Source organism: Janthinobacterium sp. SUN118, from assembly GCF_030397695.1.
Taxonomy (GTDB): Bacteria; Pseudomonadota; Gammaproteobacteria; order Burkholderiales; family Burkholderiaceae_D; genus Janthinobacterium.
Genome location: NZ_JAPUBV010000001.1, coordinates 2,005,938 through 2,029,656, shown reverse-complemented (window position 1 = coordinate 2,029,656; position 23,719 = coordinate 2,005,938). Strand labels below are relative to the sequence as shown.

General features: G+C 63.6%; 19 protein-coding genes. 11 read left to right on the top strand and 8 right to left on the bottom strand.

The features are described 5' to 3' along the window. The first annotated feature begins 85 nt into the window (after positions 1 to 85). Positions 86 to 577, top strand: coding sequence for a MarR family transcriptional regulator (locus O0880_RS09270; RefSeq protein WP_071323146.1), 492 nt, complete (start codon positions 86 to 88; stop codon positions 575 to 577). Here the strand turns inward: O0880_RS09270 and O0880_RS09265 are convergent. Beyond that, positions 562 to 1,665, bottom strand: coding sequence for a pyruvate dehydrogenase (locus O0880_RS09265; protein ID WP_289886123.1), 1,104 nt, complete (start codon positions 1,663 to 1,665; stop codon positions 562 to 564). The genes O0880_RS09270 and O0880_RS09265 overlap by 16 nt on opposite strands. A 143-nt stretch (positions 1,666 to 1,808) precedes the next feature. On the opposite strand from O0880_RS09265, the gene O0880_RS09260 reads away from it, so the two are divergent. Continuing rightward, positions 1,809 to 1,997: a hypothetical protein gene (locus tag O0880_RS09260; RefSeq protein ID WP_071323145.1), complete on the top strand. Its 189-nt coding sequence runs from the start codon at positions 1,809 to 1,811 to the stop codon at positions 1,995 to 1,997. A gap of 185 nt (positions 1,998 to 2,182) precedes the next feature. On the opposite strand, the gene metE is transcribed toward O0880_RS09260, so the two are convergent. Next, positions 2,183 to 4,471, bottom strand: a complete 2,289-nt coding sequence (metE, locus tag O0880_RS09255) for a 5-methyltetrahydropteroyltriglutamate--homocysteine S-methyltransferase (RefSeq protein ID WP_289886122.1) — start codon at positions 4,469 to 4,471, stop codon at positions 2,183 to 2,185. Between the two features lie 124 nt (positions 4,472 to 4,595). On the opposite strand from metE, the gene O0880_RS09250 reads away from it, so the two are divergent. Then, positions 4,596 to 5,339, top strand: coding sequence for an epoxyqueuosine reductase QueH (locus O0880_RS09250; protein WP_289886121.1), 744 nt, complete (start codon positions 4,596 to 4,598; stop codon positions 5,337 to 5,339). A 168-nt stretch (positions 5,340 to 5,507) separates the two neighbouring features. Here the strand turns inward: O0880_RS09250 and alaC are convergent, their stop codons facing one another. Then, the gene (gene alaC / locus O0880_RS09245) at positions 5,508 to 6,725 is read right to left on the bottom strand and encodes an alanine transaminase (protein ID WP_289886120.1); all 1,218 of its coding nucleotides are present in this window, start codon (positions 6,723 to 6,725) and stop codon (positions 5,508 to 5,510) included. Positions 6,726 to 7,034: 309 nt separating this feature from the next. Between alaC and O0880_RS09240 the strand changes: the two genes are divergently transcribed. Continuing rightward, complete coding sequence (locus tag O0880_RS09240; RefSeq protein WP_289886119.1) at positions 7,035 to 7,718, top strand: pentapeptide repeat-containing protein; 684 nt, start codon at positions 7,035 to 7,037, stop codon at positions 7,716 to 7,718. Positions 7,719 to 7,883: 165 nt separating this feature from the next. On the opposite strand, the gene O0880_RS09235 is transcribed toward O0880_RS09240, so the two are convergent. Next, entirely contained in the window at positions 7,884 to 9,101 is a 1,218-nt protein-coding gene (locus O0880_RS09235; RefSeq protein ID WP_289886118.1) for an MFS transporter, read from the bottom strand. 106 nt (positions 9,102 to 9,207) lie between these two features. Here O0880_RS09235 and O0880_RS09230 point away from each other — a divergent pair, with 106 nt between their 5' ends. Beyond that, positions 9,208 to 10,134, top strand: coding sequence for a LysR family transcriptional regulator (locus O0880_RS09230; protein WP_289886117.1), 927 nt, complete (start codon positions 9,208 to 9,210; stop codon positions 10,132 to 10,134). A gap of 204 nt (positions 10,135 to 10,338) precedes the next feature. Here O0880_RS09230 and O0880_RS09225 read toward each other — a convergent pair whose 3' ends face one another. Beyond that, on the bottom strand, positions 10,339 to 12,618 hold the full coding sequence (locus O0880_RS09225) for a carboxy terminal-processing peptidase (RefSeq protein ID WP_071323138.1): 2,280 nt from the start codon (positions 12,616 to 12,618) through the stop codon (positions 10,339 to 10,341). A gap of 549 nt (positions 12,619 to 13,167) precedes the next feature. On the opposite strand from O0880_RS09225, the gene O0880_RS09220 reads away from it, so the two are divergent. Together O0880_RS09220 and O0880_RS09215 are read left to right on the top strand one after the other, a co-directional pair. Further along, entirely contained in the window at positions 13,168 to 15,138 is a 1,971-nt protein-coding gene (locus O0880_RS09220) for a Cache 3/Cache 2 fusion domain-containing protein (RefSeq protein ID WP_289886116.1), read from the top strand. Between the two features lie 57 nt (positions 15,139 to 15,195). Beyond that, on the top strand, positions 15,196 to 15,468 hold the full coding sequence (locus tag O0880_RS09215; RefSeq protein ID WP_071323136.1) for a DUF2007 domain-containing protein: 273 nt from the start codon (positions 15,196 to 15,198) through the stop codon (positions 15,466 to 15,468). A 16-nt stretch (positions 15,469 to 15,484) separates the two neighbouring features. Here the strand turns inward: O0880_RS09215 and O0880_RS09210 are convergent, their stop codons facing one another. Then, positions 15,485 to 16,033 (bottom strand): thymidine kinase, encoded by a 549-nt coding sequence (locus tag O0880_RS09210; protein ID WP_071323135.1) that lies wholly within the window; start codon positions 16,031 to 16,033, stop codon positions 15,485 to 15,487. A 307-nt stretch (positions 16,034 to 16,340) separates the two neighbouring features. On the opposite strand from O0880_RS09210, the gene O0880_RS09205 reads away from it, so the two are divergent. Together O0880_RS09205 and O0880_RS09200 are read left to right on the top strand one after the other, a co-directional pair. Next, positions 16,341 to 17,720, top strand: coding sequence for a cystathionine beta-synthase (locus O0880_RS09205; RefSeq protein ID WP_289887329.1), 1,380 nt, complete (start codon positions 16,341 to 16,343; stop codon positions 17,718 to 17,720). Beyond that, positions 17,717 to 18,898, top strand: coding sequence for a PLP-dependent aspartate aminotransferase family protein (locus O0880_RS09200; protein ID WP_289886115.1), 1,182 nt, complete (start codon positions 17,717 to 17,719; stop codon positions 18,896 to 18,898). Before O0880_RS09205 ends, O0880_RS09200 begins: the two co-directional genes overlap by 4 nt. A 117-nt stretch (positions 18,899 to 19,015) precedes the next feature. Here the strand turns inward: O0880_RS09200 and O0880_RS09195 are convergent, their stop codons facing one another. Together O0880_RS09195 and O0880_RS09190 are read right to left on the bottom strand one after the other, a co-directional pair. Beyond that, positions 19,016 to 21,235, bottom strand: a complete 2,220-nt coding sequence (locus O0880_RS09195; RefSeq protein WP_289886114.1) for an acylase — start codon at positions 21,233 to 21,235, stop codon at positions 19,016 to 19,018. A gap of 168 nt (positions 21,236 to 21,403) precedes the next feature. Beyond that, positions 21,404 to 22,240: a hypothetical protein gene (locus O0880_RS09190; RefSeq protein ID WP_071323131.1), complete on the bottom strand. Its 837-nt coding sequence runs from the start codon at positions 22,238 to 22,240 to the stop codon at positions 21,404 to 21,406. Between the two features lie 119 nt (positions 22,241 to 22,359). Here O0880_RS09190 and O0880_RS09185 point away from each other — a divergent pair, with 119 nt between their 5' ends. Continuing rightward, on the top strand, positions 22,360 to 22,806 hold the full coding sequence (locus O0880_RS09185; RefSeq protein WP_289886113.1) for a DUF2939 domain-containing protein: 447 nt from the start codon (positions 22,360 to 22,362) through the stop codon (positions 22,804 to 22,806). A gap of 126 nt (positions 22,807 to 22,932) precedes the next feature. Next, positions 22,933 to 23,436 (top strand): DUF2939 domain-containing protein, encoded by a 504-nt coding sequence (locus O0880_RS09180; RefSeq protein WP_198043897.1) that lies wholly within the window; start codon positions 22,933 to 22,935, stop codon positions 23,434 to 23,436. Positions 23,437 to 23,719: the final 283 nt, after the last annotated feature.

The window sequence follows — 23,719 nt, the reverse complement described above, 5'->3', positions numbered from 1 at the left end:
AATCATTGCATTTGCAATCGCTATGCCGGCCATTGTATAGCGCTATAATTGCATTTGCAACTGTGAGCGAATGAGAGGAATACTTATGTCTGCAACTGAGTCCGCAACCGCGCCCGCCACTACATCGGCGCAGGCGCCCGACCTGTGGTTCTCGTTCGTGCGCACGCACCGATTGATGATCCGCGAAATCGAGCGCCGCCTCGCCGCGGCCGACTTGCCCGTGTATGCGTGGTATGACGTGCTGTGGGGCCTGGAAAGTGGCCAGGACGGCTCGCGCCGCATGCATGAGCTGGCCGATGCGCTGGCCATCGAGCGCTATAACCTGACGCGCCTGGTGGACAAGCTGGAAACGGACCGGCTGGTGACGCGCACGCGCTCGATGGACGACGGGCGCGCCGCCTTCGTCTCCATCACGGAAGATGGCAAGGTCTTGCGCAAGAAGATGTGGGCCGTCTACCAGGCCACGGTGGCGGACCTGTTCCTGGCGCAATTTGACAGCGGCGAGCAGCAGGACTTCAGCGCCGCCCTGGCCCGCGCCGCCGAGGCGGCCCGCAGCGCCGCTCAGAGCAAGGCGTAACGCCGCAGCGCGTCCTCGACGAGCCGCACGGGCAGCGCGCCGTCGTCGGCCAGGGCCTTGAGCGCCGTGACGGCCAGCCAGGGCGCGCTCGTTTCCATCGCGGCATCGGCGCCGACGGCGAGGAAGCGTCCGCGCACGTAAGCGCCGATCTGGCCCGCGATATGCTGCCCATAAGCGGTGACGGCGATGACGGGCGCGGCGCTGCCGTCGAGGCAGCGCTGCACATGGGCCAGCCTGGGGACGGCGCGCAGATGGCGGCAGTTCCATTGCTCCGCCGCCTGTGCATCGCGCGCCAGGCGCGTGTAGCTGGGGCAACTCCACACTTGCGCGACAATGCCCCAGTCTTCCTCCAGCAGGCGGGCGGCATCGGCAACGACGGCCAGCATCCGTCCCGCCCCGCACAGGCGCACCCGGCATGGCGCCGCACCCAGCGGCGACACGCGGTACATGCCCAGGCCGGCCGCTGCCGCATCGGCGGCCGACAAGGGCGCCGCCACCGTCGAATCGTCCGCATCCTCATCATGCGTGGCCAGGTAGAAATAGCCGGGCTGCCGTGCCACATACAGGGTTTCCAGGGCCGCGCGCAGGATGGCGCGCACTTCCTCGCCGTTAGCCGGGTCGAACGGCGTGCAATTATGCTGCGCAACCAGCCAGGCGGGCAGCGCGGGCTGCACGCCCTTGTGCCAGTGCGAGGCTTGCGTTTCCGCATCGTTACAGACGATGCCACGCTCACCCGACTCGGCCAGCACGCCGCGCAATGCCGGGAGCGAGGCGGGACTGCACAGGTACAGCAACGGCTTTTCCTCCTGCATCGCTCCATGGCGGTAGCGCAAGGACCATGCGCCTGCGGACGCGCCCAGTGCCCAGGCGTCGCCGTCCGCTGATGGCGACTCCCCCAGGCACATGCGCGCGACCATGGCGCCGCCCTGCTTCAGGCGGCCCGCCATGGCGCCCAGCGCGCGGCGTGGCGAAGCGTGTGCTGGCGGCAAGCCTGGCGTCGGCGCGAGCGCGGCCAGACAGGCTTGGGCGGCACGGCGCGTCTCGCCGCCTGGCGGTGGCGGAGGGGAAAATGAAGGGGGCGTATGCATGGCAGCTCCTGTATTGGTATCGGTATCGCTTGCGCAAGGCAGACATTGCCTATACGATTGCAAATGCAACGATTGTAATTGCAATTCTTTGCGCGAGCAAGGCTCGCGACGCCAACGAAACCCCCTGTCCTCAAGGTAAAAAAATGACGCTGAACAATCCTGAAACCGTGCGCATGGCTTACGCCGTGAAACTGACGAATGCGCAGATCGAAGCGGCGAAGAAGCTGTATGCCGCGCACTTCGGCGGCGCCGACAACCCGCAGGCGATCGCGGCCATCATCACGGCGCTGGCGCGCAATTACAGCTCGGCCGTGGCGGCGAATGTGCTGTAGTCTATGCAGACAGGCAAAAAAAAGCCCGCTACGGGAGCGGGCTGAATCTACATCCTTGGAGGAGATAGAGGAGACAAGAGAATGATGCCGCATCGCAGCATCATTATCCAATGGTATGTTGTGATGACAGAAATACGCTTGTTCTATATCTCAGCCATGCCGACCTCCCCTGCCCCTTGACAAGCCTATGCGACGCTGTCGCCGCGCAGGGTTTTCGCGGCCGCCACCATATTCGCCAACGCAGGGATGACCTCTTTCCATCCCCGCGTCTTCAGCCCGCAATCGGGGTTGACCCACAGGCGCTGCGCGGGAATGCGCTCGGCCGCCTTGCGCATCAGCTTGACCATCTGTTCCTGGCTCGGGATGTTGGGCGAGTGGATATCGTAGACGCCAGGGCCGATCTCATTCGGATACTTGAAGTCGTCGAAGGCATCCAGCAATTCCATGTCGGAGCGCGAAGTTTCGATCGTGATCACGTCGGCATCCATGTCGGCGATCTGCGCGATGATGTCGTTGAATTCCGAATAACACATATGCGTGTGGATCTGCGTCTCGTCAGCCACGCCATTGGCCGTGATGCGGAACGATTCCACGGCCCAGCGCAGGTACTCGGTCCATTGCGACTTACGCAATGGCAAGCCTTCGCGCAGCGCCGCCTCGTCGATCTGGATCACGCGGATGCCGGCCTGTTCCAGGTCCTGCACTTCGGCGCGCATGGCCAGCGCCAGCTGGTGGCACGACACGGAGCGGGGCTGATCGTCGCGCACGAAGGACCAGTTCAGGATGGTGACGGGGCCCGTCAGCATGCCTTTCATCGGCTTGTCCGTCAGCGACTGGGCGTAGGTGCTCCACTCGACCGTCATGGCGCGCGGGCGGCTGATGTCGCCGAACAGGATGGGCGGCTTCACGCAGCGCGAGCCGTACGATTGCACCCAGCCGAACTGGCTGAAGGTGTAGCCATCGAGCTGTTCGCCGAAATACTCGACCATGTCGTTGCGTTCCGCTTCGCCGTGCACGAAGACGTCCAGGCCCAGGGTTTCCTGTTCCTGCACGCAATGGGCGATTTCCGCCCGCATCAGCTTTTTATAACTGGCCTCGTCCAGCTGGCCGCTGCGGAACTGGCTGCGCGCCTGGCGGATTTCCGCCGTTTGCGGGAAGGAGCCGATGGTCGTCGTCGGATACAGCGGCAGCTTCAGCAGCGCAGCCTGCTTGGCGGCCCGTTCCGCATAGCCGCTGGCGCGCTGGCCCAGGCTGGCGTCGATGCGGGCCACGGCCGCTTTCACGTCCGGATTGTGCACGCGCGGCGACTGGCGGCGCGCCTGCACGGCCGCCTGGTTGGCGTCCAGCGCCGCTTGCACGGAAGCGCGGCCATGATTCAGGGCGCCAGCGATGGTGTGCACTTCGTCCAGTTTTTGGCGGGCAAAAGCCAGCCAGGACCGGATATCGGCGTCGAGCTTTTGCTCACTGTCCAGGTCGACCGGCACATGCAGCAAGGAGCACGACGGCGCGATCCACAGGCGTGACTGCAGGCTGCCGTGCACGGGTTCCAGCCAGTCCAGCACTGCCGTCAAGTCCGTCTTCCAGATATTGCGGCCATTCACCACGCCCAGCGACAAGACGCTGGTGCCAGGCAATTGCGCGATGAGCTGCCCCACTTCGTCACGGGCGTTGATGGCATCCAGGTGCAGGCCTTGCACGGGCAGCGCGCACGCCAGCGCCAGGTTGTCTTGCAGCTTGCCGAAATACGTGGCCAGCAGCAATTTGACATTGTTGACCTTGCTCAAGGCACCGTAGGCCGTGACGAGCGCCTGCTGCCAGGCAGTGTCGAGCTCCGTGACGAGTATGGGCTCGTCGATCTGCACCCACTCGACGCCCTGGGCCGCCAGTTCCTGCAACAGTTGCACGTAGACGGGCAGCAAGCCTTGCAGCAGCGCCAGCTTGTCGGAGTCGTCCTTCGCCTTGCCCAGCCACAAGTAGGTGACGGGGCCGATCAGCACGGGCTTGGCTTTCACGCTCAGCTGGCGCGCTTGCGCCAGTTGCTGCAACAGGCGACTGGTGTCGAGCTTGAACTGCGTGTCGGCCGCGAATTCCGGCACGATGTAGTGATAATTGGTGTCGAACCATTTCGTCATTTCGCCGGCGTGCACGCAGCTGCAATCGCTGTCGCTGGCCGAGCGGCCACGGGCCACGCGGAAATAGTTATCGAGGGCCGCACCGCCAAGACCGCGCACGCGCTGCGGCAGGTTGCCCAGGGTAAAACTCAGGTCCAGCACCTGGTCATAAAAGGAAAAATCGCCGACGGGCGCCAGGTCCAGCGCGTTCTGGTCTTGCCAGTGGCGCTGGCGCAACTCGGCGCCATGGCCTTCCAGCGCATCCAGCGTGCTGTTGCCCTTCCAGTAATCTTCCAGAGCGAATTTCAGTTCGCGTTTGGCGCCAATGCGCGGGTAGCCCAGATTGTGTGTCGTGACGGTCATGATGGCAGTTCCTCCTGGTGAAGTATGGAGACATCATAGAAGCTTCCATCCATGAAAAATAATGGTAAAATTTCATCCATCCATTATTAATACTCATGTGAACGCATCCATGGGCACACCCGACATGACTGACCTGAGCGACACCACCTTGGCACCGGCCGACCTGGCCACCCTGCACGATGATTTCAAACGCGCCAGGCTGGCCTGGCCGGAAGGCAAGAACAAGGTACTGCTGCACTCGTGCTGCGCGCCCTGCTCGGGCGAGGTGATGGAAGCGATGCTGGCGTCCGGCATCGACTTCACGATCTTCTTTTACAACCCGAACATCCACCCGCTGAAGGAATACGAGCTGCGCAAGGACGAGAACATCCGTTTCGCGGAAAAATTCGGCATCCCCTTCATCGATGCCGATTACGACCGCGACAACTGGTTCGCGCGCGCCAAGGGCATGGAAAACGAGCCGGAACGGGGCATCCGCTGCACCATGTGCTTCGACATGCGCTTCGAGCGCACGGCCCTGTATGCGCACGAGCACGGCTTCCCCGTCATCACCAGCTCGCTGGGTATTTCGCGCTGGAAAGACATGAAACAGATCAACGGCAGCGGCGTGCGCGCGGCCGCCCATTATCCGGATCTGCTGTACTGGGAATACAACTGGCGCAAGGGTGGCGGCTCGGCCCGCATGATCGAGATCAGCAAGCGCGAGAACTTCTACCAGCAAGAGTATTGCGGCTGCATCTATTCCCTGCGCGACAGCAACGAGCACCGCGTCGCCATGGGCCGCGAGCGCATCCACCTGGGCGTCAAGTTCTACGGTCTCAACGACGGCACGGAAGACAAAGAGGACAAGGACGGCACGGAAAAATAGGCAAAAAAAAGCCCGCTGCGGGAGCGGGCTGAATCTATTTCCTTGGAGGAGATAGAGGAGACAGTTGAATGATGCCGCGTTGCAGCATATAAAACCACTTTATATTCGTGATGTCAGAAATACGCAGCAGTGATATTAGGGGCAACAGATCATTCCACACGGAAACTTTTATGCTGCCGCCCCGGTTTTTCCGTCGCCAGAACGCAACATATTCTTTATGCCGCGCAACGCTTGCCGCACGCGGGCCTCGTTTTCGATCAGGGCGAAGCGCACGTATTCATCGCCATATTCGCCGAAGCCGATGCCGGGCGACACGCTCACCCTGGCTTTTTGCAACAACAGCTTGGCAAACTCCAGCGAACCCAGGTGGCGGTAAGCCTCGGGGATATGCGCCCAGATATACATCGACGCCTTCGGCTTTTCCACCATCCAGCCCGCTTCATGCAAGCCTTTCACCAGCACGTCGCGGCGACGCTGGTACTGGGCGCAGATCTCCGTCACGCAGCTTTGGTCGCCTTCCAGCGCGGCAATCGCCGCCACTTGCACCGGGGTAAAACTGCCGTAATCGTGGTAGCTCTTGATGCGCGCCAGCGCCGCCACCAGTTCCGCGTTGCCCACCATGAAGCCGATGCGCCAGCCCGCCATGTTGTAGCTTTTAGACATGGTGAAAAATTCCACGGCCACGTCGCGCGCGCCCGGTACCTGCATGATGGACGGCGCCTTCCAGCCATCGAAGGTGATGTCGGCATACGCGAGGTCATGCACCACCAGGATATCGTGCTGTTTCGCCAGCGCGACGACACGTTCAAAGAATTCCAGTTCCACGCATTGCGCCGTCGGGTTCGACGGGAAGCCCAGCACCATCATCTTCGGCTTCGGGTAGCTTTCGCGTATCGCCCGTTCCAGTTCGGCAAAGAAATCCACGCCCGGCCCCATGCGCACGGAGCGGATATCGGCGCCCGCGATGACGGCGCCCCAGATATGGATCGGGTAGCTGGGGTTGGGCACCAGCACCGTGTCGCCACGGTCTAGTGTCGCCAGCATCAAATGGGCCAGCCCCTCTTTCGAGCCGATGGTGACGATGGCCTCGCTGTCCGGGTCGATCTCGACGTCGTAGCGTTTCTTGTACCAGTGCGCAATGGCGCGGCGCAAACGGGGGATGCCTTTCGAGGCGGAATAGCCGTGCGTGTCGGGGCGTTTCACCGTGTCGATCAGCTTATCCACGATGTGGGCCGGGGTGGCGCCATCGGGATTGCCCATCGACATATCGATGATGTCCTCGCCACGGCGGCGCGCGGCCATCTTGAGTTCGGCGGTGATGTTGAAAACGTAGGGGGGAAGGCGATTGATGCGCGAAAAGCTGCGCGGAGCTTGGCTGTCGGTCATGGTTATCTCTGTACGTAAGCGCCCGGATCCGTCCGAGCGACGTTGGCGCAGTGGCTGCGCCTGCAACGATACTAACCCGGGCTTGCGCACACTGGCAAGCGCGATTCGGACGCGCTACAATACGCGCTGATCGAAAATGAGCGCACCGGTTGGTAACCCGGTAAGTGCCCGGCACCGTCCGGCATGCTCCCGCCCACGCGGACCCACGGCGCTGACCCTTGGCTGTTACACCAGCCGGGGAGATGGTCTGGTTCGTGCATCTTTCCCGCCGCGCCATCCCTCCCCTGCTTTGATTAGGAATAAAAACGGATGGCAACACACGACACGGCAGCAACCGGCATGACCCTGGACCGCGCCGGCATGGAACAGCAACTGGCGCAATCAGTGCGTCATTTCATCGATTGCGCGTTCGATGGCGAAGACCTGTCGCGCCTCGATCTGCAGGGCTGCACCTTCGAACGCTGCACGTTTGCAGAGACAACCTTGTTCGCCAGCAAGCTGGCGCGCAGCACGTGGCGCCGCTGCCGCGCCGGCAGTGCCGATTTCGAATCCGTCGACGCCGTCGACGCCAGCTTCGAAGGCTGCGACTTGAACAACAGCAAATGGCGGCGCGCCAAGCTGGCTTCGGCCACCTACCGCGGCTGCAAGCTGACGGGCGCCTCGTTCGAGGAAGTGGCCCACCTGGGCCTGACGTTCGAGGACAGCCTGCTGGTGGGCGCCGATTTGCGCGGCTTCTCATTCCGCAAGGCGATATTGAAACAGCTCGATTTTTCCGATGCCTACCTGGCCGGCTGCGATTTCCGCGACGCCGTCTTCGAAGGCGGCAGCCTGCGCAACGCCACGATCAAGCTGGCGAAGTTCCAGGGCGCCGACTTGCGCGGCGCCGATATCGATGGCTTCAAATTGAGCGAAGCGTCCTTGCTGAAAGGCGCCGTCATCACGCATGCGCAGGCGGCCAATTTCATGCGCGCGCTGGATCTGGTGGTGATCTGATCCAGGCAAGCAAAAAAAAAGCCCGCTACGGAAGCGGGCTGAATCTATTTCCTTGGAGGAGATAGAGGAGACAGGTGCATGATGCGGCATCGCGGCATATCACGCCACTTTATATTCATGATGATGGAAATTCGCCTCAGTGATAATGAGGCGCCATCAGGCTCTTCAGGCCGTGCGGCGTGCGGCCGGCACCAGAAATTCACCCAGCCACACCAGCAGGGCCAGTCCCGGAAACGCCATGCCAGCCAGCAAGGTCGCCGGCCAGCCATAGCTGGCATATACCCAGGCGCCGATGGCCGAGCCTGCTGCGCCGCCGGCGAAGAACAGCGCGAAATACAGGCCGTTCAGGCGGCCCCGCACTTCCGCGCCCAGGCTGAAGATGGCGCGCTGGCCCAGCACGAGATTCGCCGCCACGCCCATGTCGAGCACGATGGAGGCGACGACCAGCAAGCCCAGCGCCACGTGCTTCGACTCTGGCGCGAACATCGGCAAGGCAAACGCGACGATGCCCAGCGCCAGCGCGGCGGCCGTGGCCGGCAAGGTATGGCCGGCATCGGCCAGGCGGCCGGCGATCGGAGAGGCGATGGCGCCCGCCATGCCGACCAGGGCGAAGATGGCGATGCCCGTTTGCGACAGGCCGAACGCGGGGCTGGCCAGCACCAGCGGCGTGACGGTCCAGAACAGGCTGAAGGCGCCAAACAGGCCCGCATGGTAGGCGGCGCGGCGGCGCAGCACGGGTGTGCCCAGCAGCAAATGCCACAGCGAGGCCATCAAGGCCGGATAGCGCATGCTGGACACGGGCTGGCGCACGGGCAAGGCGCGGCGCAGCACGGCAGCCAGCGCCAGCATGAGCACGGCGGCACCGCCAAACACCACGTGCCAGCTGGCATGGGCCGCCACCAGCGACGCCACGGGGCGGGCCAGCATGATGCCCAGCAACAAGCCGCTGACCACCTTGCCCACGGTTTGCCCCCGCGTCGCTTCCTGCGACAAGTGGGCGGCAAACGGCACGATCACCTGCGCCGCCACGGAACCGAGGCCGATGGCCAGCGCGGCGGCCAGGAACACGACGGCACCCGTGGAGAGGGCCGCCACGGCCAGGGCCACGGCCGTCACCAGCAAGGCCGTGACGATCAGGCGGCGGTTTTCCAGCAAGTCGCCCAGCGGCACGACAAACAGCAGGCCCAGCGTGTAACCCACTTGCGTCAGGGTAACAATCAGCCCCGCCGCCTTGGCCGACAGGCCCGTCGATGCGCTGATGGGCCCGACGAGGGTTTGCGCGTAATACAGGTTGGCGACGATGAGGCCGGAAGCGATGGCCAGCAGCAGCACCATGCCTGGTGAAATATCGGCTGCGCCAGCGTGGGAAGAGGCCTTGTGCATATTATTTCCTCGGTTCGTTAGGGATGTGGCTATTTTAGGCAAAGCCGGGACTAAGATAATTAGGGCATAATCACCCTACACTTTTCACATTAAATGAACAATCACGATGGACAAGATCAAGGCCATGCAAACGTTTGTGCGCATCGTCGAGGCCAACAGCTTTTCCAAGGCGGCCGAAACATTAAATTTGCCACGCGCCGCGCTGACGGCCACCCTGCAAAAACTGGAAGCCTACCTGGGCACGCAATTGCTCCAGCGAAGCACACGCCGTTTGTCCCTGACGCCGGAAGGCGCCGAGTACTTTCGCCACTGCATCGACATCCTGAAGGCCGTCGACACGGCGGAACTGGCGTTTCGCGGTCCCGACGCGAAAAAGCCGCGCGGCTTGCTGCGCATCAACCTGCCCAATACGGTGGGCCGCAGGCTGGTCGTGCCGCATCTCGCGCACTTCCACGCCGCCTGGCCGGACGTGCAATTGCAGCTGAGCCTGACGGACCGCCTGGTCGACCTGACCCAGGAAGGCATCGATTGCGCCTTGCGCGTGGGCACCTTGCAGGATTCCGCCTTCATCGGCAGGCAGGTCGGCCTGATGCGCTTCATCACGTGCGCCTCACCCGCCTACCTGGCGCAGCACGGCACGCCGCAGACCCTGGCCGACCTGGCCGTGCACCAGGGCATCATGCATTACTCGGGCCGCACGGGGCGCGCCTTCGACTGGGATTTCCTGCAGGGCGGCGAAGTGGTGCGCGTGCAGATGGCCGGCCCCATCGCCGTCAACGATGCCGACGCCAGCGTCGATTGCGCCTTGCAGGGGCTGGGACTGGCGCAGGCGGCCCTGTACCAGGTGCGCCCGCACCTCGACAGCGGCGCGTTGGTGGCCGTACTGCCCGCTTGCCCGCCAACGCCGATGCCGATGTCGCTGCTGACGCCGCAAGGCCGCCTGGCCACGCCCAAGCTGCAGGCGTTTGCCGGCTGGCTCACTGATTTGCTGGCGCAAAATGCGGATGTGCGGCTGCCCGCGCGCAGAATCTGAGGCAAAAAAAAGCCCGCTACGGGAGCGGGCTGAATCTATTTTCTTGGAGGAGAATAGAGGAGACGAGTGAATTATGCTGCATCGCGGCATATCATGCCAATTGATTGTTGGAATAATAGAAATACGCCGGGAATATAACTGCTCATTTTCGGCGAAAAAAAAGCCGGCTCCGCAAGGAACCGGCTTTTCGCGGCGTGCGCCGTCTTACTTGGCGTTGGCGGCCGCCACCGGCGCCGACTTGGCATCGGCACCTGCGCCGTATGGCAAGACTTTCGCAGCCAGGCGCGTATCGGCCTTGATCAGCGCCACTTCATCGGCCAGGATGCGCGCCGATTCGTTCAGCAGCACGTCCTTGGCGCTCTTCGCGGCCGTCTCGGCGTCGAGTTCGGCACTGAGGGCGCGCTCGTCGCCCTGCAAGCCATCATCCGTGCGCAAGGCGCCCTTCACGGCGGCGATCTGCTTGGCCGTCTTGCTGGCCGCTTTCGCGCCCTTCAGCACGTCCTTCGGATCGGGAATCACCACCAGGTCGTCGGCAGGATTCGAAATTTGCGCGATCAGGCGTTTTTCGCGGGCCTTGGCGCGCGCTTCCTGGGTATCGCGCTCCTTGCGGCGCACGGCTTCGTTCAGCGAGATCTGGTTTTCCTTGCGCTGCTTGAGGACCAGGGCGATGTCATCCTGCAAGTACTGGAAATCCTTGTCCTTGGCCACGCGCGCTTCGTGCTTCTTGTCCAGCAGCGGCACGATATCCTTCAGGTCGCCCGTCGGCATGTATTGCGCCGGTTTGATGGCCACCCACGGCAAGGCATTGTCGTAGCTCGATTCGCCGAAGTTTTCCGTGTCCGACATGGCGGGCAGCTTGATGTCGGGCGTGACGCCGCGCAACTGCGTGGTGCCGCCATTGATGCGGAAAAATTGCGCGATGGTCATTTTCAGCTCGCCGAAACGGGCCTTCTCGCTGCCGCCGAAACGGTCGAGGTTGAACAGGGTCTGCACGGTGCCCTTGCCGAAGCTGCCTTCGCCGATGACGAGGCCACGGCCGTAGTCCTGGATGGCGGCGGCGAAAATCTCGGAAGCGGAGGCGGAACCACGGTTGATCAGCACGCCCATCGGGCCATCCCACGCCAGGCCGGCGTTGGTGTCGCTTTCCACGTCGACCTTGCCTTCGGTATTGCGCTGCATCACGACGGGGCCCTTGTCGATGAACAGGCCCGTCAGTTCGACGGCCTCGTTCAGCGAACCGCCGCCGTTGTTGCGCAAGTCGATCAGGACGTTGTCGACCTTGTCCTTTTTCAACTCGCCCAACAGGCGGTTGACGTCGCGCGTGGCGCTCTTGAAGTCCTTGTCGCCACGGCGGCGCGCCTCGAAGTCCTGGTAGAAGGTCGGCAGGGCAATGACGCCGATGCGGCGCTTGACGCCGTTGTCGCGCACTTCGATGATCGATTTCTTCGCCGCCTGCTCTTCCATGCTGATTTTCTTGCGCACCAGCGGCAAGACCACGTGCTTGGCGTCGGGGCCGGCATCGGCCGGCAGGATGTCGAGGCGCACGACGGAATCCTTGGCGCCACGGATCAGCTGCACGACGTCGTCGATGCGCATGCCCAGCACTTCGGTGATGGGGCCGCTTTCGCCCTGCCCCACGCCGACGATGCGGTCGCCCACTTTCAGCTTGCCCGACAGGCCGGCCGGGCTGCCCGGCACGACTTCGCGCACCACCGTGTATTCGTCGCGCGTCTGCAGCACGGCGCCGATGCCTTCCAGCGACAAGCGCATGGCGATGTCGAAGTTTTCCGAGGCACGCGGGCCCAGGTAATTGGTATGCGGCTCGATCGACATCGCATACGCGTTCATGAAGATCTGGAACACGTCTTCACTATTGAGCTTGCGCGAGCGGCTGGTGTAGCTCTCGTAGCGCTTGTCCAGCGTGTCGCGGATGGCCTTGTCTTCCTTGCCCGCCAGCTTCAGGCGCAGCCAGTCGTTCTTGACGCGCTTGCGCCACAGGTCGCGCACTTCCTCGTCGTTCTTCGGCCAGGCCGCTTTTTCACGGTCGTACTGGTAGCTTTCATCGGCCGTGAAGTCGAATTTGGTTTTCAGCAGTTCCCGCGCATACGCCATGCGCTCGTCGAAACGCTGCTGGTACAGATTGTAGATGGCGAACGGCGCCGTCAAGTCCTCGTTGATGATGGCGTCGTCGAGCTTGGTGCGCAGCGGCGCGAAACGGTCGATGTCGGCCTGCACGAAGAACAGCTTTTCCGCGTCGAGCGACTTGAAGTAGCGGTCGAAGATCTTTTCCGACATGGCGTCGTCGAGCGGCATGGCCTTGTAGTGGACGCGCGTCAAGACGCGCGATGCCCACAGGGCGGCCTGGGTTTGCTGTGCCAGCGGCTTCAAGGGGGGCGGAGGAGCGGCGCTCTTGTCCGTCTGGGCTGCGCCAGCGTGGGCTGACAGGGCAAGCGCCAGGGTGACCAGCATCATTTGCTTCTTCATCGGCTTCTCCGAAAATTAGTTTAAATCAATTCCAGGCGGCGCTGATATGCATGCGCCAGCCAGCAAGACAGTAAGGGGAATACACGACTGGTCTGGAGTTATTCTACAGGATACCAACAACCAGTCTCCCATGGAATATCAGTTTCTTCCCGGAAGCTTAAGCGCGGATTAAAGGCCCCGTTCCATTAATTACAAAGTGAAACATCCGTGATGAGGCCGCCGCCTGCAAGCGGCACGCAAGCCACCGCAAAAAAATACCCAGCAAATCACCAAAAAGTCAAGACGCCATCTTTGCCTTTCTTGATCCAGGTGACGTTTTCTGCGCATTTAATCATTCTTACGGGAAACACTTAGTAACAAAACGCAAGCGCCATGCTATCATCACCCCCTGCTTGACCGGCTGTTGACATCGCCACAGCCCAGCCTTGCCCCTTTCCAGCCGTACCAGCTTCCGCAGATTGCCCTTCCCCCATTGCCTGCTTGCCCGCGGCGATGCGCATGGCGTGTGCGCGCTGCTTAGCCCACCCAAGACTTGATACGACCATCCTTATGCAAACATTTTCCCTTCATCCGCGCCATTGGAGCGTCGGCGGCAAGATCACCGTCTTCACGTTCTGCCTCGTCAGCCTGATCCTGGCCAGCCTGACGGCATTGATCAGCATCAGCACGTCCACGGTGCTGGAACAGCGGGCCGAAGCGGCCGTCACCAGCGAACTCGATAGCGTGATGACCACCACCGAAGTGTTCCATACAGCCATGGTCAACGAAGCGGCCAGCTTCGCGCGCCTGTTCGCGGCCGAGTTTCCCGGCCCGTTTGCCGTCGACACGGGCGCCCTGGTGGCCGTGGCCGGCAAGGCTACGCCCGCGCTCAGCAATGGCGCCAAGGTCCTGAACCTCGACACGGCCCTGGTCGACCGCTATACGGCGCAGACCGGCGCCATCGCCACCATCTTCGCCGCCGACGGCGACGAGTTCGTGCGCATCAGCACGTCGCTGAAGAAACAGGATGGCACGCGCGCCATCGGCACCCAGCTCGACCATAACCACCCCAGCTATGCGCCGCTGCGCGCGGGCCAGCGCTTCATCGGCATGGCTACCCTGTTTGGCAAGCAATACATCACCCAGTACGATCCCGTGCGCGATGCGGGCGGCAAGGTGGTGGGCGTGCTGTTCATCGGCCTCGACATCAGCAAGAACTTGGCCATGCTGAAAGACAAGATTCGCCAGGTCAAGATCGGCCAGACCGGCTACATCTATATCGTCGATACGGCGCCGGGCGCCAATTACGGCCATATGGTGCTGCACCCGAACAGCGAGGGCAAGAGCGCGCTCGACTTCAAGGCCAGCGACGGCCGCCCGTTCATCCAGGACATGCTGGCGAAAAAGAATGGCGCCATGCGCTACACGTGGACGGCGCCGGGCGAAACGGCTGCCAGCGCGCGCGAAAAGCAGCTGTATTACCGCCAGTTCAAGGATTGGCAGTGGATCATCGCCGGCGGCACCTTCACGGACGAAATCACGCTCGAGGCGCGCCAGTTGCGCAACCAGTTGGCCATTGCCGGCTTCATCGCCCTGCTCGTCTTCGCCCTGCTGCTGTACTGGCTGGTGCGCGTGCTCGTCTCGCGTCCGCTGGCGCAGGCCGAAGCGGCCGCCGCGCAGATCGCCGACGGCGACCTGACGGTGCAGCTGCACACGCGCAGCGAAGACGAGATCGGCCGCCTGCTGCGCGCCATGAACCGCATCAGCGACAAGCTGTCGCAAGTGGTGGGCAAGGTGCGCGGCAGCGCCGGGCAGATCGCCACGGCCTCGGGCGAGATCGCCAGCGGCAACCTGGACCTGTCGAGCCGCACGGAACAGCAAGCCAGTTCGCTGGAAGAAACGGCCGCCTCGATGGAAGAGCTGAGCTCGACCGTCAAGCAGAACGTGGAGCACGCGCAACAGGCGAGCAGCCTGGCGCGCGAATCGTCGAGCCTGGCTGCCGAAGGCGGCGCGGCCGTGGCGCAGGTGAGCAGCACCATGCAAGCGATCCGCAGCTCATCGGGCAAGATCGCCGACATCATCGGCGTCATCGACGGCATCGCCTTCCAGACGAATATCCTGGCCCTGAACGCGGCCGTGGAAGCGGCACGCGCCGGCGAACAGGGACGCGGCTTTGCCGTCGTGGCCACGGAAGTGCGCACGCTCGCGCAGCGCTCGGCGGCGGCGGCGAAGGACATCAAGGACCTGATCCAGGCCTCCGCCAGCACGGTGGACCTGGGCCACACGCAAGTAAATCAGGCCAGCGCCACCATGGATACCGTGGTGGCCAGCGTGCGCAAGGTCAGCGCCATCATGGCCGACATCGCGCAGGCGAGCGAAGAACAGCGCAGCGGCATCGAGCAGGTCAACCAGGCGATCGCCCAGATGGACCAGGTGACCCAGCAGAACGCGGCCCTCGTGGAAGAAGCGGCCGCGGCCGCGGAAGCGCTGCAGGAACAGGCGCAGGACCTGACGCAGGTGGTGGGCGTGTTCAAGCTGTAAGCGGCGGCCCGCAGCCGCCTGGTGCTAAGATGCAGTATCCATGCACCAGGAGACGCGATGCACAACGACTATGTTTTGATTGCCCGGCTGATGATCCCCACGGATGCGCACGTCATCCGCGGTTGCCTGGAAGCGGCCGGCATCGACGTCATCCTCACGGATGACCAGCACATGCAGGCCAACCTGCTGCTGGCGCCCGCCATCGGCGGCGCGCGCGTGCTGGTGCGCGAAAAAGACCTGGCGCGCGCCAACGACATCCTGGCCGCCTTCGAGCGCGGCGACCTGGCGCTATCGGACGACGCCGACGTGGGATTGCCCGTGGCCGAGTAAGTGTGCGAGTAGAAACTTACGCGTAGAAACAGCGCCCGCACGCCTGGCGGTACGCTTCGTTGCCGCCAATACTGATCTGCTCGCCTTCCTTGATGCGGCGGCCCTGCTCGTCCACGCGGATGTTCATCGTGGCTTTCTTGCCGCAGGTACAAATATTCTTGAGCTCCTCGATATCGTCGGCCAGCGCCAGCAGATAGGCCGAGCCGGGGAACGGTGCGCCCTTGAAATCCGTGCGCAAGCCATAGCAGATGACGGGGACGCCCTTCACTTGCGCCAGCTGGTGCAGTTGTTGCACTTGCGCCGTGCTGAGAAATTGCGCTTCGTCAACCAGCAGGCAAGCCACTTGCGGGATATCGTCGAGGAAATTCGTGTCGGCATGGAAAATATCGACCTGGCGCTGCGGTCCCAGGCGTGACGTGACGCGGCCCACGCCGTAGCGGCTGTCGATGGCGGCCGTGTACAGGCGCACCTGCTGGCCCTGCTCTTCATAGTTGTGTGCGACTTGCAACAAGGCCGTCGACTTGCCCGCGTTCATCGCGGAATACCGGAAATAAAGTTTTGCCACTGCCGCCTGCCCTGTCTGAGTAATTTCAATACTATTTAGTATCTTTTCGAGGCGTGATTATAAATCGCAATGGCAAGCTTGCGGCAGCTTAATACATGCGCCGTCAGCGCTGCATGGCGCAAAAAAACGGCGCATACTCGCATGGTGAAAGCCGCTGCCCATATGCGAAAGCCGCATATGCAAGCAGATAAACATTCGTTCGCAGCACCCCGTCCCGCGCCTACACTCCGCCCTTTTGCACGGAAGGCGGCTCGGGACACAATCCGGAGCGGCTGTTTCGCTGACAGGAGCCACCATGAATGATCGAATGCCATCCCCACCCCAGCCGCCAGCGTTATACAAGCTGATCGGCAATACCCCGCTGGTCGAAGTGACCAGGCTCGACACGGGCCTGTGCCAGCTGTTCCTGAAACTGGAATCGCAAAATCCCGGCGGCTCCATCAAGGACCGCATCGGCCTGTCCATCATCGAGGCGGCCGAAGCCGACGGCCGCCTGCAGCCGGGCGGCATCATCGTCGAAGCGACGGCCGGCAATACGGGCATCGGCCTGGCCCTCGTCGGACGCATCAAGGGTTACCGCGTGATTTTAGTCGTGCCCGACAAGATGTCGACGGAAAAAGTGCTGCATCTGAAGGCGCTGGTCGCCGAAGTGCATACCACGCGCTCGGACGTGGGCAAGGGCCATCCCGAGTACTACCAGGATTACGCGGCGCGCCTGGCGCGCGAACTGCCGGGCGCCTTCTTCGCCGACCAGTTCAACAATCCGGCCAATCCGCTGGCGCACGAAACGACGACGGGCCCGGAAATCTGGGAGCAGAGCGGGCATGACGTGGACGCCATCGTCGTCGGCGTCGGCTCGTCCGGCACCCTGACGGGCCTGACGCGCTACTTCCGCAAGGCGCAGCCGAAGCTGGAATTCGTGCTGGCCGACCCGCAAGGCTCCATCCTCACCGAATACATCGACACGGGCAAGGTCAGCGACACGAGCGGCTCGTGGGCCGTGGAAGGCATCGGCGAAGACTTCATTCCATCGATCGCCGACATGGACAGCGTGACGAAGGCCTATACGATCACGGACCAGGAAAGCTTCGACAGCGCGCGCGCCCTCCTGCGCGCCGAAGGCATTTTAGGCGGCTCGTCCACCGGCACCCTGCTGGCCGCCGCCCTCAAGTACTGCCGCGAACAGACGAGCCCGAAGCGCGTCGTCACCTTTGTCTGCGACACGGGCACGCGCTACCTGTCGAAAGTCTACAACGACGGCTGGATGCGCGACCAGGGCCTGCTGCAGCGGGCGCGCTCGGGCGACTTGCGCGACCTGATCGGGCGCCGCTACGACGAAGGCGACGTCGTCAGCGTGGCGCCGGGCGACACCCTGCTGACGGCTTTCAACCGCATGCGCTCGAGCGACCTGGCGCAGCTGCCCGTCATCGAGGCGGGCCAGCTGGTGGGCATCATCGACGAATCGGACCTGCTGCTGCACGTCTCCGGCGACGCCGCGCATTTCGCGGGCCTCGTGGGCGCCACCATGACGACGCAGATCGAAACCCTGGCGCCGTCTAGCGGCCTGCCCGCCCTGCGCGCCACCCTGGACCGGGGCCTGACGGCCGTCGTCGCCGACGATGCCGCATTCTATGGCCTGATCACCCGCTTCGACCTTCTCAACCACTTACGCAGGACACTATCTTGAGCCAGCAAACACCCCGCAAGAGCCATCTCGCCACGCGCGTCATCCACGCCGGCCAGTCGCCCGACCCGTCGACGGGCGCCATCATGCCGCCCATTTACGCCACCTCCACCTTCGTGCAGGACAGCCCCGGCGTGCACAAGGGCCTCGATTACGGCCGCTCGCACAATCCCACGCGCTGGGCGCTCGAGCGCTGCGTCGCCGACCTCGAAGGCGGCAGCGCCGCCTTCGCATTCGCCTCGGGCCTGGCCGCCATCTCGTCCGTGCTGGAATTGCTGGACGCGGGCAGCCATATCGTCGCCGGCGACGACATGTACGGCGGCACCTATCGATTGTTCGAGCGCGTGCGCCGCCGCTCGGCCGGCCATGACTTTAGCTACGTGGACTTGACGAAGCCGGAAAACCTGCTGGCCGCGCTGCGTCCCGAAACGAAGATGGTGTGGGTCGAAACGCCGACCAACCCGATGCTGAAACTGGCCGACCTGCGCGCGATCGCCGACATCTGCCGCGAACGGGGCATCATCGCCGTGGCCGACAATACGTTTGCCAGCCCGCTCGTGCAGCGCCCGCTGGAACACGGCTTCGACATCGTCGTGCACTCGACTACCAAGTATTTGAACGGCCACTCGGACATCATCGGCGGCATCGCCATCGTCGGCGCGGAAGAACGCCAGGCGGAATGGCGCGAGCAGCTGGGCTTCTTGCAAAATTCCGTGGGCGCGATCGCGGGGCCGTTCGACAGCTTCCTCGCCCTGCGCGGCGTGAAAACCCTGGCCATCCGCATGCAGCGCCATTGCCAGAGCGCCCTGGCGCTGGCGCAGTGGCTGGAACAGCAGAAGGAAGTGCGCACCGTGTTTTATCCGGGGCTGGAGTCGCACCCGCAGCACGCGCTGGCGCGGCGCCAGATGGATGGTTTCGGCGGCATCATCTCGATCGACCTCGATACGGACCTGGCGGGCGCGCGCCGCTTCCTCGAGCGCTGCGAAGTGTTTGCCCTGGCCGAAAGCCTGGGCGGCGTGGAAAGCCTGATCGAGCACCCCGCCCTGATGACGCATGCCAGCATTCCGCCCGAGCAGCGGGCCAGGCTGGGCATCGGCGACGGCTTGATCCGCCTCTCGGCGGGCATCGAGGACATCGAGGACCTGCGCCACGACCTGCGCACGGCGCTGGACGCGATTTAAGTGAGCAGTGTCGGATTACGCGGCGTGCCGCCGCTAATCCGACCTACATGCCAGGCGATACCGTAGGTCGGATTAGCGAAGCGTAATCCGACACATTGTTGCCATGAACAGCAAACGTCACTCCCCCGGCCGGTACCTGCGCTCCAGGTGCCGGGTCACGTCTTCGGGATAAAACAGCACGTCCTTGAATTCGCCGCGCGCGTACATGGCCGCCTGGTCGCTGAAGTGCGGCGATGCCGGGTCGCCGCTCTGGCCGCCGGCGAGTATGCTTTTCGCCCTGATGCGTGGGCCGAATTCCACGGCCGCCACGAAGCTGTTGCCGCGTTCGCCGTAAATCCTGCGCGTCGTGCTCTTGCTGCTCTGGCCATACGCGGCCAGCGCGCCCCAGTTGCCCGAGGCGTAGGGTACGGGCAAGCTGGGCTTCGCATCGTCGAACGGCTGCACCACGTCGCCCGTCAGGCGCTGGAAGCGGTTGATCTCGCCCCACGGCGTTTGCCAGTTGCCGAAGTCGCGCTGCAGTTTGTCGGCCGCCGTCGCCAGCGCGGCCAGGCGCTGCGCCGCCGTGACCTTGTCCGTCGCCATGAAGTTGACCACGGGCACGCCCTGCTCGCGCGCCTGTTTCCCCGTCAGCTCCGCCAGCTCCTGGCCCCAGAACACGGCCAATGAGGTGGGCGTGGAGTCCAGCGCATAGCGCCAGTCCCAGGCCCGCAGCAGCGCGATCTTTTGCGCCAGCGCCAGCTTTTGCGGGACATGCTCCGGCAGCGCATCCCAGGCGGCAAACAGCGGCGGCAGCAGCGCTTCGAACGCCGTCAGTTCGCTGTCGTAGGAGGCGGCGATCAGGCTGTCGAGGGTAAAACCCGTCCTATTCCGGAAGACCTTCACCGCATGCAGGCCGCGCGCGTTTTCGCCATACACGGACATGTAGGCGGGGTAGTCCTGCTGGCGCGGGCTGCTGGCCCCGGCCGCCGAATACGGCCAGTTATTCGTGTTCTGTATCCAGCCATTCTTCGGGTTGAACAGGGTGATGGTTTGCGCCACCGTGTGCAAGCCCTGCCACTCGGTGGCCGGGTCGCTGCCGTCGACGGGCTGCTTCCAGTTGAAGCGCGGGTCGCGCACGGGGATGAAATTGCCGTGGAAATAAGCGATATTGCCGTCCGCATCCGCATACACGGTGTTGTTCGACGAATTCGTGCGCAATTCCATCGTCTTGTAGAACGCCGCATAGTCGCGCGCCTTGGTGCGCGCGTACGACTGCGTGAGCGCCTTCAAGGGTTCGTTCATCAGGCGCACGGCCACCCATTTACCGTCCTGCGCGCGCACGATGGGGCCGTGGTGGCTGTAGTAGACCGTCATGGTCTTGCTGCCCATGCCGCCGCCGGCCAGCTTATAGGGCAAGGTGATGGGCACGGCCTTCAAGGGACGCAGCGCGCCGTCGTAGCGGTAGTGCCACGCGCCATCCCTGTCGACGATGCTTTCCAGGTATTCGTCGATGACGTCGCCGCCGCCGGACGTGTGCATCCAGCCCACGCGTTCATTGAAGCCCTGGTAGACGAAGAACTGGCCCCAGGTGACGGCGCCATACGCGTTCAGACCTTCGCCGCTGGTCATTTGCACTTCGGGGCGGAAGTAGAACGAGGTGTGCGGGTTGATCATCAGGAGCGCATGGCCATTGCGCGTGATGGCGGGCGCGATGGCAAAGCCGTTCGAGCCGCTCGGCTCGGGGTCCATGCCGGATTCCAGGCTGGCCAGCGCCAGGGCGGCGGGCCTGGCCTGCTGGCCATAGAATGCTTCGAGCTGCGCCAGGCTGACGGATTCGATATCGCCGCCGATGCTGCCTTCGCTGAAACTCAAGACCATCCACGGCTCGAAATGCGTGATCAACTTTGGTTTCACGTGCGGATGCGTGGCCAGGTAAAAATTCAGGCCATCGGCGAACGCCTGCATCAGCTTTTGCAGCCACGGCGGGCTGGCGCGGTACTGCGCCTGCAGCTCCTGCGGATCGATGAAAAGCTTCATGCGCAGGTCGCGGTACAGTTCCTGCTCGCCCTCGACTTCCGCCAGGCGTCCCATGGCGTTGATGTAATTGAGTTCCACGCGCGGGAAATCATCCTCGGCCTGCGCATACATCAGGCCGAAGACGGCGTCCGCATCGCTCTTGCCCGTCACATGGGGAATGCCCCACGTGTCGCGCGCGATGCTGACGTTGGCAGCCTGCGCCTGCCAGCGGACCATCTCGGCGGCAGGAACGGCAGCGGAGGCAGCGGGCGCGGCCAGCGCGGGGGCGCTGGCGACGATGCCGCAGGCGATGGCGGCGAAAAAATCACTGCGATGTAGCATGTACGGCTCCAGAAATACAGTCACGGCACCTGACAAAACCGTCGCGGGCGGCAGTGCGGCCCGGCGCGCCCTGGTGGCCAGGAAGCGCCACCGTACTGGATACGGCGGTGCCGGGCCGGTGAGCATGGCACGCCGCACGGCGCGACGTGCGCGGTTTGAGCGGGTGCCCTACGATGCGTCGATCAGGGCGGCTATGCGCTGGTTCAGCTCCACGTTGTCCGCCTGCAGTTGCGCCACCCGCTGTTTCAGGCTGGCGATCTCGGCGCGCAGGCGCTCCGTTTCGGACGGCGCCTGCGCCGCGTTCTCGGCCCATGGTTCGTTGCCCGTTTCCGGCGTGTCCTGCGGCACGTGGACTTTCGGTTCGCGCGGCGTGCGCGTGGCGGCGCGCTGTTCGCGGATTTCCTTGGCCGCCTGGCGCAACAGCTTCTTGCCGCCGGCGACGGCCGCCACCTGCTCTTCCGGCGGCAAGGACGCCACGGTGGCCGCCGCATTGATGGAAATCGTGCCCGAACGGACGGCTTCCACCAGCTCCGGCGAGGCCGCCTTCTGGATCTTTTCGATCTGGCTGATCTGGTTGCTGCTCAGGCGCGCCGCCTTGGCCACCTCTTCGCGCGTGCTCATGGCCGGCTTGGGCGCGTTTTCGCCATCGGGCGCGTCGGCTGCGCTGACGGGCGCCGGGCTGCGCGCGGCGACGATCTCCTTCTTGCGCAAGGCCAGCACGCCGCGCTGGAAATCCGACACGCTGCGGCGCGCCAGGTGATTGTCGATCATCCACAGCATGACGTCGTCGAGCGAGGTAAAACTGGTGTTCTGGATGGTCTTGAATTCGATGCCGTGCTGGCGGCAGATGGCGTAGCGGTTATGCCCGTCGATCAGCACGTCGTTCCACAGCACCAGCGCGTCGCGGCAGCCTTCGGCCAGCAGGCTGCGCTCGAGCGCCGCGTATTCGCTGGCGGTGAGCGGGTCGATATACGACTGCAGCACCTGATTGATAGTGATATTCATGGTTGTCCTCAATAATACAGCTGGCGGCGCGATGGTCCGCGCCGGCACGAATGCTACACCATCCGCCGGCCCTGGCCGGGTAAAATCACGGCGGCACAGCTCATCCGAAGACACAGACCATGAAAAGAAAGTACGCCACCGCGATCATTTTTGCCGTTGCCGCCATCGGCTTCACCTGGGTCAGCCCCTACATCGCCATGTACCGCATCAGCATCGCGGCCAAATCCGTGCGCCTGGACACCCTGGCGCAGCACGCCGACCTGCCCGCCGTGCGCGCCAGCGTGGCGCGCCAGCTGCGTGCGGCCGGCGAAACGGCCAGCGAGGAAGACTTGAAAGAGATGCTCGACACCATCGTCTCGCCGCCCGGCATCACGGTCCTGATCCTGCACGGCAAGCACGGCGCCGATGGCAAGCGCCACGACTTCGGCATGGCTTACCGCTCGTGGAACGAAGTGGTGCTGCGGCGCGCCGGCGCCGGCCCCGCCGCCAGCCAGTTCCTGCTGCGGCGCCATGGCATCTGGGACTGGCGGCTGGCGGATATCACCCTGCCGCCAGAGCTCATGTAAAGAAATATTGATCTAGAACAACAATTACCTAAACCTCTATATTGATTTTGAGAAATATTATGTAGAATGCCAACACTTCAGGCGCACCGGGTCGCCAGGCATCCGAGAGATTGCACGATGAAAAGAATGTTGCTTCTCGCCCTAGTGGCACTGGTCGCGCTGGCCGGCGTCTTCTATGGCAGCCCGTACTTCACCATGAACCAGATCCGTGAAGCCACCATGGATGAGGATACGCAGGCGCTGGCCGCGCATATCGACCTGGACCAGCTGCGCGGCAGCCTGGGAAGCCAATTGCACACCCTGTTTTCCGCGCCGGAAGTGGCCGACGACATCGACCCGGACGTCATCGACCCGCTGCTCGACACCATGTTGATGCCCGAAGGCATAGTCGCCTTGATGAAGCTCAACGACCGCTACGAACATCCCATCGCCAAGGTCAGCGACATCAGCGGCCGCAAGCGCAAGAACAAGCCCGAATACAAGCTGCACTACACGTCCTGGGACAGCGTCGTCGTGCAGCGCTCCCACAGCAAGAGCCACATCGGCGAACTGACCCTGGCGCGCGACGGCCTGTGGCGCTGGAAGCTGGTGTCGGTCGCCCTGCCGAAGAATTTGCTGGCCGACGCGTGATCCACACGACGGCGCACCTGGCCAGCCAGCCGCCGCTCCCCAAGATACCCTGAGCAGTTTCCACTGTCGGGTCGCGGGCCGTGTCCTGCCGCCGCCCCGGATTGGCGCCCAGGTATCACGTAGTCAATACGGCTATCGGTCGGATACCAGCCAGCCACGGATGCCAGGCCATCGCCAGCCGTCGGCAGGCCCAAGCCGTTGCACCCGGCCGCCAGCCTGCCGCCGCCGCCGAGGGAAATGATGGCATGGGCAAGAAAGGCAGCGCCAGCGAAGACTGCGTTTG